Raw genomic sequence first — 12,732 nt, forward strand, 5'->3', positions numbered from 1 at the left:
AGGGGCTTAGTCGCGATGGTTTTGCAGACGCGGCGGGCGAAAATTTTAAAATTTATCCGCGTTCGCAGAGCGAAATTTCAAACCTGCAAGTCCAAAAAACCGCCGCACAGGCTTTAAATTTAAAAGACGCTATGAGCGAAAGCCGCGAGAGCGAAAATTTTAAAATTCCTGCAGTTTTTGACATCGCGTTTCTTACTATGAGCCCCGCGCTAAAAAGCACGGAGGATTTTGAGGCGTTTTTAGCTTTGGGCGAGCGCAAAATTTATCTAAACTGGGCGAGCGAGCGCAATTCATCAATGCTTGCGCCGCTGTTTGAGCGCTTCGGCACAGGAGCTAAAAGACTTGCTACCGCCGCCGAAAAGTTTGAGGCGCTGCTCGGGGCGCGCGACATCAAATTTAAAAGCGAAATTTTAACCGAGAGGCGCGAGCAAAAACGCAGCCTACAAGAAGCGGTGCAAAACGCCGCGTGGCACCTGCATATGGACGGCGCGGAGGCTAGCGAGCGCGAGATTGAGGAGATTTTGAAAAAGCGGGCTAAAGGCGGGATGATAAGCGATGAGATCGAAGCGAGCTTTAAGCTGTTTTATATTTAGCCTGGCGCCGCTTTTGGGGCTTTGCGGCAATCTTTTTACGCCGCTTGAGATGCCTAAATATGACCCGCAAAAGGCGCGGCTGGGCGCAAAAATTTTTACCGACGTAAGATTTAGCCGCAAAGGCCGCTCCTGCGAGAGTTGCCACAACTTCTATCTAAACGACTCAGGCGCTTCGGTGCGCGATGGACGCGTGCCTACGCTAATAAATTCTTATTACTTTGATCGCTACTTGGGCGATTATAATTTCGCGGGCTTTGAAGCGCGGATTGCGGCGTCGGTTTTTAGCGAGAATGAACTGGACGCGAGCGAAGATAGAATTTTAGAGCTCATCAGGAAGAATTTAGCCTACAAGCAGGCTTTTGAAAGTGCTTACGGCGAGGCAAATACGGCGAACTTCATTGATGCGCTAAAGGAATTTTTAAAATCCAAAACGGCGATAAATTCCAAATTTGACCGATTTTTGCGCGGCGAGGTTAAGCTAAATGATGCCGAATATAACGGATATGTGCTTTTTGTGCGGCTGTGTTCGGCATGTCACAACGGCGTTAGCCTAGGCACCGGCAGCTTTACTAAAATTCGTCCAAGCACGGAAGAGGAGGATGCGCCTAGGCATAGGCTCACTTCTGATGGATTTGAGTTGCGCCGCGTGCCTAGCTTGCGCAATATCACGCAAACCGCGCCTTACGTAAACGGGCAGACGGATTTGCGTCTTGCGGTGCGGCAGATCGCAAAGGATCTGCTAAAATACGATCTTAGCGATGGGGAGCTTGATGCTTTGATGAGCTTTTTAGCCACACTTAAGGGCGAGATGACGGAGGCGCAGGATGAAAGATAAGATAATGTGGGCTTTGATGGTGGGGATTATGATATTAGGCATAATCATCGCCGGGAATTATTTCTCGTCGCTAAGAGATGTAGCGAGATTTAGCACGATTTCGCGCGAGCTAGCTTTGATCGATAATGCCGACAATCGCCTAAATATATTATTTGATGCAAAGATCGCAAGAAGGGACTTTTCGATCGCAAATGCCGATATGCGCGGCATCTATCAGGTGCTACAAGCTCTGCAAAAAGACAAAATCATTGATAAAATCGGACTTAGCAGCGATGTGCGCGCGATCGGAAGCGCTTTTAGCGATAAAATTTCACTTTTGGACGAGCTTGGGGCTTTAAATTCGCAGAATTTAATCCTTTTTCAAAGTCTGCAGCAAAAATTTTTATCCAGTGGCGCAAATGCGCAAAGAGCAAATCTCTACTCTCAAATTTTAGGGCTTAACTATAAAAATCGCTCCGAGATCTCCGCTTTAAAAAGTGCGCTAGAAAGCGCAGATGCGTCAAGCCCCGACGAAGCTGCGTTTATAGGAATCGCGCGACAAATTTTAAGGAATTTCGAGCGGCAAAATATCATCGTAAGCGATAATCTCTCGTTGCTAAATGAGCGCTTCGCAAGCCTGCGCGAGCGATTTTCTTACGCTAGCGAGGAATTTTACGGCTCGTTTATGCAAATGACGATGCTTTACACGGCGGTGTTTTTGTCGTTTTTACTGCTTACTTACATCATAAATTCCGATGCTTTGCGTAGCAAACGCGCCCTCGCGCCCTATCGCGCGCTATGTGAGCAAGCAGGCGAAGCGATAGTTTTAGCAGATCAGAGCTTTAAAATTTTATACGCTAATAAAAGCGCGCTTAGCTTAAGCGGCTACGAACAAAGCGAGCTGCAAGAGAGCGATCTTGGAGTTTTGATGCCCAAAGATAAAGGGACCGAACTTCCTGCGATGGTAAATAAAAGCGCCAAAGATACGCGCCTGCTTCGTAAAAACGGCGAACTAGCCGATGTGAGCCTAAGGCTAGCAAATATCGCCGCTGCATCCAAGCCGCCGCTATATGCGCTTTACGCGCATGATATCGGCGAGCGCGAGATTATGAAACTAGCTCTTGCGAGCGCAAAGGAGAGCTTAAACAATCAAGTCTATATCGATCATCTTACGGGCCAGGGCAACGAAGCGGCGCTATATGAGCTAATAAACGCCGAAAAAACGGGCGTAGCGATCTACATCACTATCGTAAATTTTGCAAATTTACGGCTTTTTTACAAGGCGGAGACGACGAACGAAATTCTTCGCTCCTTTGCGCGCACGCTTGCGATGTGTATCGAATCGCACGAGATCAAAGCCAGTATCTTTCGCATCCAATCGGATGAGTTTTGCCTATTTTACGAGGGACTAAATGTCGCGCGCGACGTGGAGATCATAAATAAATACTTCACCGACAAGGTTTTTAATCTCCATATCACCGAGGGCTTTGCCTCCGCGCCTTTAAATATCACGATGGGCGTGAGCGAGCGTGCAGACGTAGCGGGCGGCGCAAATAGGGTCTTTCAGGCGGTTATGGCGATGTATGAGGCGCAGAGCAAAAACGAGCATGTGGGCTTTTATTCGCGCCCAAATGCGATTGAGGAAAAATATCTTCAAAATCAGATTATGATCAACACCATTCAAAATGCGATCAAGAAAAATCAAGTCTTTGTGCTTGTTCAGCCCATATTTGATATCACCCACCGCGATCCTAGCGGTAACACATACGGCACCGAGGGCGGTGATTATGTCCCGTTAGTATATGAAATTCTAATCCGCCTAATCGACCGCTCAGGTAAGACGCGCTGCCCGGGTGAGTTTATCGACATCGCAAAGCAAACCTCGCTCTACATCCCGCTAACTCAGGTCGTAATAAACGAAGCCTTTCGCTTGCTAGACCGCTTCGCAGGGACTTGCTTTAGCATAAATCTTTCATATTTTGACATCGCAAACGAAGGTATCAAGGAGCTTTTAGAGCGCAAGCTCGCATCCAGTCCAAACGCTTCAAATCTATTCATTGAAATTTTAGAAAGCGAGGAATTTGACGATTACGAGAGCCTACGCAGCTTCATCGCCGTAGCCAAAAACTACGGCTGCAAGGTCGCGATAGACGATTTTGGCAGCGGATACTCCAACTACTATAGAATTTTAACGCTTGATGTGGATTACATAAAGATCGACGGAGCGCTCATCAAAAACATCGCAAACGACAAAAACTCGCGCGCTATCGTCGAAACTATCGCTAACTTCGCGCGCAAGCAGGGCTACGAGCTCATCGCCGAATACGTAGAAAACCACGAAATTTCAATCATCTTAGAAGAGATGGGGATTAAATATATGCAAGGCTACTTCTACAGCAAGCCGATGGAGCCTTCGAGGATAAAATTCTAATCTCATCTAGCTACGGCTTTATAGCCCGCCTCTTTAAATTTATAGCCCAAAGATCGCCTTCGTAAAGTAAGAAATTCTGATTTAGCAAGCCGCCGCTTTAATTTATACGGAATTCATCTTGGCAAATACTGCGCGAAATTTATTGCGAACTTATGGTGCGCCTTATAGCTAAATTGCCAAAAAAGCTTGCGCATGGCAAATGAAGTGGAGCCAAATTTAAAATTAAATAGCGGATTTATGGATAAAATTTTGCGAAGTTCAAAATTTTAAAATTCCAAGCCGTAGAATTTTAAAATTTGAAATGCGCGAGCTGCAAATTTAGGGCTAAATTTTAAAATTTCGTAGCGATAAAATTTTAAATTCCGTGCCTTAAACCCGCCTGCAAATTTTAAAATTTTATGGCGCAAATTTCGATCCATTCATTTTATAAACATTTCGCGCGAGCTTTACAAAATAAAAATTTTAACGAGCTTTGCTCTAAGTAGCGATAGAGCTTTCAAATGCAGGCGAAATTTTTAAGTGTAAACTTTCTTGCTTTCAGCGAGAATGAGCTTAAATTTTAGGCTTTAGCGCATTAGCTCAAGCAAATTCGCTCTAAGCCTTCATACTCCCCGTATCCTTAAATCTTTGATGCCACGACAGCGCCTCACTTAAGATGTGTGGAGTATGCCCCGCACAGGGCTGCGCACATGCCCGCTCGAAATAATCTCTCAGCGCGTCTTGGTAAGTGGGATGCGCGATGCTTATCATCGCGCGAGCACGCTCACGAGGGCATTTACCGCGCAGATCGGCGATGCCGTATTCGGTGATGATGACTTGAGTGTCGTGCTCGGTATGATCGACGTGGCTCACGAAGGGCACGATAGCGCTGATCGCGCCGCCTTTAGCGAGTGACGGGCTCAAAAATAGCGACAAATATCCGTTGCGAGCGAAGTCGCCGCTACCGCCGATACCGTTTTTCATCTGCGAACCCATGACGTTAGTGGAGTTTACATTGCCGTAGATGTCTGCCTCTAGCATGCCATTCATCGACACGACGCCGAGCTTTCTGATAAGCGCTGGCGAGTTGGAGACGTCTTGTGAACGCAGTATGATGTGCTTGCGGTAGAAATCGATGTTTTTTTGAAATTCCTCGACACCTGCGGGGCTAAGCGATAGCGCTGTGGCACTTGCAGTGCCTACGACGCCTCTTTTGATGAGATCTAGCATGCCGTCTTGAATCACCTCGGAGTAGCATTGCAGCCCTTGGTAGCCAGCATTTTGTAGCGAGCTAAGCACGGCGTTAGCGACGTTGCCGATGCCCGATTGTAGCGGCAGTAGCTTCTTTGCGGGAAGTCTGCCGCAAGCTTCCTCGTTTTTTAAGAATTTTACGACATTGCGCCCGATCGCACTTGAAATTTCATCCACGGCGGTAAAATTATTGACGCGATCATGCGTCCTAGCCTCTATGACAGCGACTACTTTGGCAGGATCTACATGCATGTAAGGGCTGCCTACACGATCGCCTACGTGCTTGATCGGCAGATCCTCAGCATACGGCGGCAGGCGTAGATCTGTGACATCGTGAATACCCTCCAGCTCAAGCGGCTGATAGTAATTCACTTCTAAAATCACGCGATCGGCGATATCGAGCCAGGCTTGGTTGTTGCCTAGCGATGTGGACGGCACGAGCTCGCCGCTTTCTTTAATCGCCACTACTTCGATCACAGCAAAGTTTAGATGCGGAAAAAAGCCCGCCTTAAGCTGCGCGGCAAGGCTTGATAGATGCACGTCCGCGTATCGCACGGCGCCACTATTTATCGCACGGCGCATATCGGCATCCGTAAAAAACGGCGCGCGAAAGCTCACGGCACCTGCTTTTGCCAAAACTCCGTCTAAAAGCGGATCGGTCGATGCGCCTGTAAAAATTTCGATTTGATAGGGCTCGCCTTTTTCGTGCAGTGCTGTCGCTCGTTGTGCCAGAGCTTGTGGTAGCGCTAGCGCGCAGCCCGCCCCAACAAAGCCGCTAAAGCCCACCGATGCGCCATTTGGGATCAGTTCGCAGGCTTTCTCGGCGCTCATAATTTTTGATTTTAGATATTTGTTTTGCACGCGTGAGTTCATTTTCCGTCCTAGCCGTGATTTGGGCGAAATTATAATATTTTTGCGCTAAATTTCAAAATCTAAATTTCGTGCGCGAGCTAGGCTATAGAGCAAAATATGAGGCGCGATCGGTTGGGATACGTCGCCAAACGCCTCCGATCAGGCTTTTTTGCTTCGGCGGTTTGAAATACGCGCTTGCGCGAGCGCTCGGTAAATAGGGTTTTAAGCGTGATTGGAGCTTGGCTTGATAGTCTCGCTGCGATACTGCAAATACTTATTGCGCACCCAATCTTGTGGAATTTAGGCGCAAAATTTACGCATAATTCGTGGGCCGCGATATTTAAATTTAAGCTTCTTTTTGCAATTTAATCGCTCGCCACACTCGAATTTAAATCCCCGCCTTGTAATTTTAAAATAGATATTTTGAAATTTATCGCTCGTGGCGTTCAAATTCCGCGTCTAGCGAGCCTTGAACTCATATTTGAAATTACATCGCTTGTGGTGCACGCATTTGCCCACTGCACCTATATTTTAATCCGCATTAATTGAAATTCTTACCGCTTAAACTTCTCGCTGTCCGAAATTCTCGCCGCTGCACACAAGACGGCAGTTTAAAATTCAAATTTCGCGCTTTTTTGGGAGCGGCTCGACGTAGATACGCAAAATTTTGATAAATTTTACGCTCTCGAAATTCTAAAAATTATATCGTCACGACTAAATTGCAGATTTTGTTTAAATTCTAGTTCTTAAAATTGTAGCTCCAGCCGTTACACGAAATTTTAATTCAAAGAGCCTTGCCGCGTAAATTCTAATCTCTACTGAGCCCAAAAATTGACGCCGCTTACGACGCAAATTTAAACGCGTTTTAGAATTTAAAATTTAGTCCGCCTTGTTACCATTTTCGGTCGAGCTTTATAAAATTTCGGCAAATTTTATACTTGCAAAATTTTAAACTCTATCGCCGCAAAATAGGGCAAAATTTCATCTCTGCGGCTTGCCGTCGCCGAATTTTGCGACTATCTCATCGCTGCAGCTCTCCTTGGGCACCCAGCCATCGCGCTTCATCCTCGCCAGATTGTCGCACGCCTCCTGCGAGCCGCCCTCGCAAAGCTCGTCGTATATCACGAGGCTGCGGCACTGCCCGCTCGCGAAACTCTCCAGCGCCGCGGCGTTGCCTAGGCAGGCTCGCTCGCGCAGATCGCTCATCGCGCGCTCACCTGCGCCGCTCATTTTATCTCCCTGCTTCCGCTCGGCGAGGGTGGCGAGCTCGCATGCGTCTGCGAAAAAGCCCTGCGCTTTGAGGCGGTTTCGCACGACGCCGCGACCGCCCAGCTCGTATCTCATCGCCGCTTCGTAGCATGCGGCGGCGTCCTTTTTGCTGCACTTTGCTAAAAGCGCGCTAGTTTTTGCACCGCTAAATTTAAACTCTTTGGCTTTGCCGTCCGCGTTTGCTAAACTAAGCACCAGCGCCGCAGCCAGCGCAAGCTTTAAAGCTTTCATCTCTGCTCCTTTTGATTTTATTTATCCGCTCGCGCGCTCCGATTTACTGCTTCATCGCGCCACACCCACGAAAATCGCTTTAAATTTTAAAACCAAACCTCACTCATTCGAAGCAGAACGGGGCCGCCACGCGGTGATCGACGCCTTTAAATGCGGATCGCACGCTCATCTAGGTGCGAGTTGTAAAATTTAAGCTTTCGTGCGGCGAAATTTGCAAGGCGTTCAGCAATCTACGCGGTCTAGCCCTAAAAAGCAATTCTGCGTCGCTCAAAGAAGCGCTTTGCCTCTGCCGCGCTAATTTTTCGGCAGCAGATCGAGCACCGCGCAGGCGCGCTTGTTGTGCATTTTGCACGCCTTATCTAGCGCCTGCCCCGAGAGCTCAAAGCTTTGAGGAGTGCCTATTCCTTGGAGATATTTGACCGACAGCTCGTAGCACGCCTCGCTACTGCCGGCATCGCACTGCTCGCGAAAAAGCTCAAACGACGCTACGACGTCCTTTTCCACGCCCAGACCGCGCCCTAGCGCATCTGCGTAGAAAAAGCACGATAGCTGATCTTTTCGCTCGCAGCCGCTTTTCAGGCCGCGCGCGACGCGCTCGCAGGAGCCTTCGTCGCTTTTTACGATGCAGCTTTGCAGATCCGCCCGCGAAATTCCGTCCGTTTGAATGACCGCATCGGCGCTGCTTTGCGAGCCGGCGCTTGCTTCGCCGCTCTTTATAAAGCGCGCGCTTGCGGTCTCGCCGATACTCGTTGTTTTGTCCGTTTTGCCCGCCGCAGAAGCTTTATCCGCTGACGCGCTCTCGTCGCAATTTGCCGCAATAGCGCAAAATAGCGCCAAAAATAGAAATTTTTTCATACCAGCCTCCGTTAAATTTAGCGCCATTTTAATTAAAAATGCTGAATTTAAGAGAAATTCGTTCCGCCTTAAATTTCGGCTTTTTGTCGCAGTGCGTTTGGAGCGCGAATTTAAAGCGCGGCGCCGAAGCGATCGATCACAGGCTTTTTAGTGCCGCGAGTACATTTTGCGCGTCCTGCTCGGGCTTAGCGATGCGGCTAAAGCGCTTTATCTCCTTGCCGCCTCGAAAAATCAGGGTTTGGCGGTGGTAAAATTTCTTCCCGTCGCCGGTGGTGAAGGTTTCGAGCTGCAGTGGCGCTTCAAGCTCGAATTTTTCGTCGTTTATGAACTCAAACGTGGCGCCCGTAGCGCGCTTAAACTCGCTCGTGCCCGCCTCGCCCATGCTGCCTACGGCGATAAGCTCGAAGCCGAGGGCTTTTATCTGCGCAAACGCGCTCTCGTAGGCCTTGCACTGAAGCGTGCAGCCCGTAAGTCCCGCCGCGCCGCGCAACTCTACGGGCAAAAATTTGCCGCTGTCGCCCATTTTCGGATAAGTAAAAACCACGCAATTTTTCGGTAAATTTATCATCTCTCGCCTTTTGATCGAAATAGGTCGCAAAAATAGCATAAAAAATCTTAAACCCGCTTAACGGATGAAATTTTAATAAAATTTAGCGTAAAATAAGGGGCGAAATTTCGGCAAAATCAAATTTGGAGTTAATTTTGGATATTGACAGAGCGTTAGAGGAGCTGGCAAAAAAGCAGCAGCAGTGCAAGATAAAATTTCTAAAACCGCTGATTTTATTGCTATGCATCGCGGTTTTTTCCGTCGGCTGGTTTATCCACGGCTTGATCCAAAACGAATACTCCTCCGCCGTGCTGATGTCCGCGATGATCCCGATAATTGCGGTAAGCTGCGTATGGGGGATTTTTGATGATTCCATCGCCAAGTGGGAGTACAACGCCTTTTACAAAGACGCCTTCATCCGCGCCATCATTTCAGATATCGATCCCGCCTTTAGATACGAGCCGCAAAGCGGCATAGACGAAGAAGAAATCCGCAAAACGGGCATCTATCCAAACAATGAATTCGTAGCCGAGGATCAGATAGACGGCGTTTATAAAGGGGTAAAATTTAGCCTAAGCGAGGCGATAAAAATCTATGAAACGCGAGAATCTATGAGGCTTGTAGAGTTATCTCAAAGGTCCAAGAGCGATCTTTCCGCGGCTTTTTTGCTATCGGCGATCGCGCTTTGGAACGCTTGGAGGCTCGGCGAATACGTACAGGCCTTTAGCGGCTCGGTTTTGGTGTGCGAGTTTTATAAGAAATTTAAGGGGCGGACCATCATCGCGGATCGTTCGCCAGGCACAAAATTTTTAGGCGATCAGGAGCTGATGGACGACGTGATTTTCGGCAAGGAATTTCGCGTGTTCGCAAGCGATAAGATCGAGGCGCGGTATCTTTTGACGCCTAGTTTTATGGAGCGTCTCGGGGCTTTGAAGCTTAAGCTTGCGCCCAAGATCGCTCTTAGCGCGGCGTTTATGGACGGCAAATTTTATCTATTTTTAAACGGCGCGAAAAACCGTTTCGAAGCCGCGCTGTTTTCGCCGCGCACTACGCTAAGAGACGCCGAGCGGATAAAGGCTGAAGTTTTGCAGCTTCTTGGTATCATTGACGAGCTGCGCTTGAATGAGGAGCTTTTTGGCGGCGCAAGCGAGAGCGGTGAGCCCGCAAATAGCCCATCCCTCAGCGGCGAGGAGCTACAAAGATTGCGCGATAAAGGCTTGAGCTCGCGCGATCGCTGATTTGAATTTTAAAATGCCATCTCGCGTCTTTAAATTTAACGCTTTTCGTAAAATTTTAATCTCATCGCCCGCGTCTTTAAATTTAGCGCTTTTTGGAGTTTGGCATTTTTTGAAATTTAGCGTCTCTTGAAATTTAATGCGGCGCAAGCGGGCAAAATTTATCGCTTGCGGCAGTAGCTTGAAATTTTAAAATTTGATCTCGCGCACGGCAAGATATGCGATGAAATTTTACTCGTTGTTTCCCGCGATCGTTTCGATGAGTTTGCGTTTGTTGCGGCGGTTGTAAAGCACCGACGAAAGGAGCGATAGCGCGATGAATAAGATCCCCACGGTGCCCGTTATGATCTCGCTTACTTCAAATTTCAGCTTGGCAAACATTATAAACGCCAAACACGCGATGGCGTAGTGTGCGCCGTGCTCCAGATACGCGAAGTGCGACAGCGTGCCGCGCGCGATGAGATACAGCGTGATGGAGCGCACGAACATCGCGCCAGCGCCAAGACCTAGCATGATGATGAAGATATTATCGCTTAGCGCAAACGCGCCGATCACGCCGTCGAAGCTAAAACTCGCGTCCAGGGTTTCTAAATATAAAAAGCCTGCAAGGCCGTTTTTTATGCCATCCGTGCCGAAAAGGCGGTCGAAGCAGGAGATGAGTAGATAGAGTAAAATCGCTCCGAAATACGCTGCGCCGAGCGTAGCCGAGTCCATTTTAGCAAGCAGCACGAGCCCCGCGGCTAGAGCGATCAGCGTGGGCGCGTTTGGAATGCGCTTTAAAAATCGCACGAGCCCGTTATTTTCGATTATGCCCAGCCAGTGTAGCTCGCGCTGCGCATCGAAGAAAAAATCGCAAAAGACCATCAGCAAAAACGCGCCGCCGAAAACATAAATTTGCGCTTCGTTCTCGCTTAAAATTTCATGGTAGCGCTGCGGCTGCTTAAGCGCCAGCACGAGGGTTTCCCAAAGACCCAGATGCGCGCTTGCGGCGACGATTAGCACGGGGAATAAAAACCTCATGCCAAAAACCGCGATCGGAATACCCCAGAGGATAAATCTGCTCTGCCACACCGGCGCCATATCTTTTAGCACCTTGGCATTGACTACGGCGTTGTCGAAGCTGAGGCTGATTTCGAGCGCGCACAAAAGCGCACAGATATAAGCGGCACCCGCGCCGCCGATATAAAACGCGATAGCAAGCGCAATTAGGCTTACTACAAAAGAGGAGTAAAAATATTTCATCGCTGTCCTAGCCGATTTTTTGCGCGATTTTAGCAAAATTTAGCCCTAAATTCTATATAATTGCAAAAATTCCAAAAAAGGCAAAAGATGCTTACCAATCCCGTATTTATCAGTATCTGTGTGATGTGCGCGCTATGCTTGCTGAGGTGCAACGTAATGCTTGCGATCCTAATCGGCACGATATGCGCCGTGCTCTCAAGCAATATCCCGCTGGGCGATGCCATAAATTTATTCATAAACGGCAACCCCGAAAACGCCGGCAGCCTCGGCATGGGCGGAAATTTAGAAACCGCGCTTTCGTATCTGCTGCTAGGCGTCATCGCAAGCGCGATCTCAAAGACGAACTTAACGGCGATCTTGGTGCGCGCGGTGGCAAATTTAATCAGCGACAAAAAATACGTCTTTATCTTTTCGATCGCCTTTTTTGCGTGCTTTTCACAAAATTTAATCCCCGTGCATATCGCCTTTATCCCGATTTTGATCCCGCCGTTAGTCAAGATCATGAACTCGCTAAAGATCGACCGCCGCGCCGTAGCGTGCGCGCTGACGTTCGGCTTGCAGACGCCGTATATGGCGCTGCCGCTGGGATTTGGACTTATCTTTATGGGGCTAATCGAAAAAAATATGAACGCAAACGGCATCGCAGTAAGCCTAAGCGACATATCGAGCGTGATGTGGCTAAGCGCCGTGCCTATGCTAGTGGGTCTCATCCTAGCCGTGATCTACTACCGCAAGCCGAGGGGATATGCCGAAACCAAAGAGAGCCTGGATGCGCATTTTAGCGAGCTTAAGATGGGCATGCGAGAGTGGGGCGCGCTAGCGGGCATCGCGGTGTGCTTCGCGGTGCAAATTTGGATCAAATCCCTTCCGTTTGCCGCGCTTAGCGGAATTTTAGTAATGCTTGCTAGCAAAGGCATCGAGTGGAAGAAGCTCGATAACGTATTTGACGAGGGCGTGCATATGATGGGCTACATCGCGTTTTTGATGTTGATCGCCGCAGGATACGGCACGATCTTAAAAGAAACCGGCGGCGTGAATGAGCTGGTGCACGTAGCGAGCACTTTAAGCGGCGGCAAGCTCGGCGGCGCGCTGCTGATGATCGGCATCGGACTGCTCGTGACGATGGGCATAGGCTCGAGTTTCGGCACGATCCCTATCATCGCTACGATTTATTGTCCGCTAGCCGCACAGCTGGGCTTTAGCACGGCGGCAACGATCTTTATCATCGGCGTGGCCGCGGGTATCGGCGATGCGGGATCGCCTGCGAGCGATAGCACGCTCGGGCCTACCGTGGGGCTGAATATCGACGGCGGGCATAGCCATATGTGGGATACCTGCGTGCCGACCTTTATTTTCTTTAATATCCCGCTAATCATATTCGGCATAATATTTTCGATGATGTTATAGATTGCGGAATTTACGCGGGCGGAATT

At 48.8% G+C, this 12,732-nt stretch carries 11 protein-coding genes; 5 read left to right on the forward strand and 6 right to left on the reverse strand.

Annotated elements, in window-relative coordinates:
- From Q0256_RS07945 to Q0256_RS07955, 3 genes are all read left to right on the forward strand, one after another.
- The coding region (locus Q0256_RS07945) for a hypothetical protein (RefSeq protein ID WP_297962008.1) at positions 1-593 on the forward strand (593 nt) is incomplete at its 5' end.
- Positions 556-1,428 carry a cytochrome c peroxidase gene (locus Q0256_RS07950; RefSeq protein WP_297962010.1) on the forward strand — a complete coding sequence of 291 codons (873 nt, stop codon included), beginning with the start codon at positions 556-558 and terminating at the stop codon, positions 1,426-1,428. The genes Q0256_RS07945 and Q0256_RS07950, both read left to right, overlap by 38 nt.
- A complete protein-coding gene (locus Q0256_RS07955) occupies positions 1,418-3,838 on the forward strand; it encodes a GGDEF domain-containing phosphodiesterase (protein WP_297962012.1) in 2,421 nt (806 codons plus the stop codon). The genes Q0256_RS07950 and Q0256_RS07955 overlap by 11 nt, the downstream gene beginning before the upstream one ends.
- A 266-nt stretch (positions 3,839-4,104) precedes the next feature.
- On the opposite strand, the gene Q0256_RS07960 is transcribed toward Q0256_RS07955, so the two are convergent.
- The 5 genes from Q0256_RS07960 to Q0256_RS07980 all read right to left on the reverse strand — a co-directional run bounded on the left by Q0256_RS07960 (position 4,105) and on the right by Q0256_RS07980 (position 8,843).
- Positions 4,105-4,257, reverse strand: a complete 153-nt coding sequence (locus Q0256_RS07960; protein ID WP_297962014.1) for a hypothetical protein — start codon at positions 4,255-4,257, stop codon at positions 4,105-4,107.
- Positions 4,258-4,432: 175 nt separating this feature from the next.
- Positions 4,433-5,941, reverse strand: a complete 1,509-nt coding sequence (locus tag Q0256_RS07965) for a succinate CoA transferase (RefSeq protein ID WP_297962016.1) — start codon at positions 5,939-5,941, stop codon at positions 4,433-4,435.
- Positions 5,942-6,901: 960 nt separating this feature from the next.
- Complete coding sequence (locus tag Q0256_RS07970; RefSeq protein ID WP_297962018.1) at positions 6,902-7,420, reverse strand: hypothetical protein; 519 nt, start codon at positions 7,418-7,420, stop codon at positions 6,902-6,904.
- Positions 7,421-7,714: 294 nt separating this feature from the next.
- Positions 7,715-8,275 carry a sel1 repeat family protein gene (locus tag Q0256_RS07975; RefSeq protein WP_297962019.1) on the reverse strand — a complete coding sequence of 187 codons (561 nt, stop codon included), beginning with the start codon at positions 8,273-8,275 and terminating at the stop codon, positions 7,715-7,717.
- A 136-nt stretch (positions 8,276-8,411) separates the two neighbouring features.
- Positions 8,412-8,843: a redoxin gene (locus Q0256_RS07980; RefSeq protein WP_297962021.1), complete on the reverse strand. Its 432-nt coding sequence runs from the start codon at positions 8,841-8,843 to the stop codon at positions 8,412-8,414.
- A gap of 134 nt (positions 8,844-8,977) precedes the next feature.
- On the opposite strand from Q0256_RS07980, the gene Q0256_RS07985 reads away from it, so the two are divergent.
- Positions 8,978-10,060 (forward strand): DUF3137 domain-containing protein, encoded by a 1,083-nt coding sequence (locus Q0256_RS07985; RefSeq protein WP_297962024.1) that lies wholly within the window; start codon positions 8,978-8,980, stop codon positions 10,058-10,060.
- 228 nt (positions 10,061-10,288) lie between these two features.
- On the opposite strand, the gene Q0256_RS07990 is transcribed toward Q0256_RS07985, so the two are convergent.
- Positions 10,289-11,299, reverse strand: coding sequence for a DUF475 domain-containing protein (locus tag Q0256_RS07990; RefSeq protein WP_297962026.1), 1,011 nt, complete (start codon positions 11,297-11,299; stop codon positions 10,289-10,291).
- Positions 11,300-11,386: 87 nt separating this feature from the next.
- Here Q0256_RS07990 and Q0256_RS07995 point away from each other — a divergent pair, with 87 nt between their 5' ends.
- Complete coding sequence (locus tag Q0256_RS07995) at positions 11,387-12,706, forward strand: Na+/H+ antiporter NhaC family protein (RefSeq protein WP_297962028.1); 1,320 nt, start codon at positions 11,387-11,389, stop codon at positions 12,704-12,706.
- The last annotated feature ends 26 nt before the right edge of the window (positions 12,707-12,732 follow it).

The organism is uncultured Campylobacter sp. (assembly GCF_937949835.1).
Classification (GTDB): Bacteria; Campylobacterota; Campylobacteria; order Campylobacterales; family Campylobacteraceae; genus Campylobacter_B.

Bases quoted from the DNA above. Each gene is read 5' to 3' on its own strand.
- Q0256_RS07950 (WP_297962010.1), top strand. From the start codon at position 556: ATGAGATCGAAGCGAGCTTTAAGCTGTTTTATATTTAGCCTGGCGCCG.
- Q0256_RS07955 (WP_297962012.1), top strand. From the start codon at position 1,418: ATGAAAGATAAGATAATGTGGGCTTTGATGGTGGGGATTATGATATTA.
- Q0256_RS07960 (WP_297962014.1), bottom strand. From the start codon at position 4,257: ATGGATCGAAATTTGCGCCATAAAATTTTAAAATTTGCAGGCGGGTTT.
- Q0256_RS07965 (WP_297962016.1), bottom strand. From the start codon at position 5,941: ATGAACTCACGCGTGCAAAACAAATATCTAAAATCAAAAATTATGAGC.
- Q0256_RS07970 (WP_297962018.1), bottom strand. From the start codon at position 7,420: ATGAAAGCTTTAAAGCTTGCGCTGGCTGCGGCGCTGGTGCTTAGTTTA.
- Q0256_RS07975 (WP_297962019.1), bottom strand. From the start codon at position 8,275: ATGAAAAAATTTCTATTTTTGGCGCTATTTTGCGCTATTGCGGCAAAT.
- Q0256_RS07980 (WP_297962021.1), bottom strand. From the start codon at position 8,843: ATGATAAATTTACCGAAAAATTGCGTGGTTTTTACTTATCCGAAAATG.
- Q0256_RS07990 (WP_297962026.1), bottom strand. From the start codon at position 11,299: ATGAAATATTTTTACTCCTCTTTTGTAGTAAGCCTAATTGCGCTTGCT.
- Q0256_RS07995 (WP_297962028.1), top strand. From the start codon at position 11,387: ATGCTTACCAATCCCGTATTTATCAGTATCTGTGTGATGTGCGCGCTA.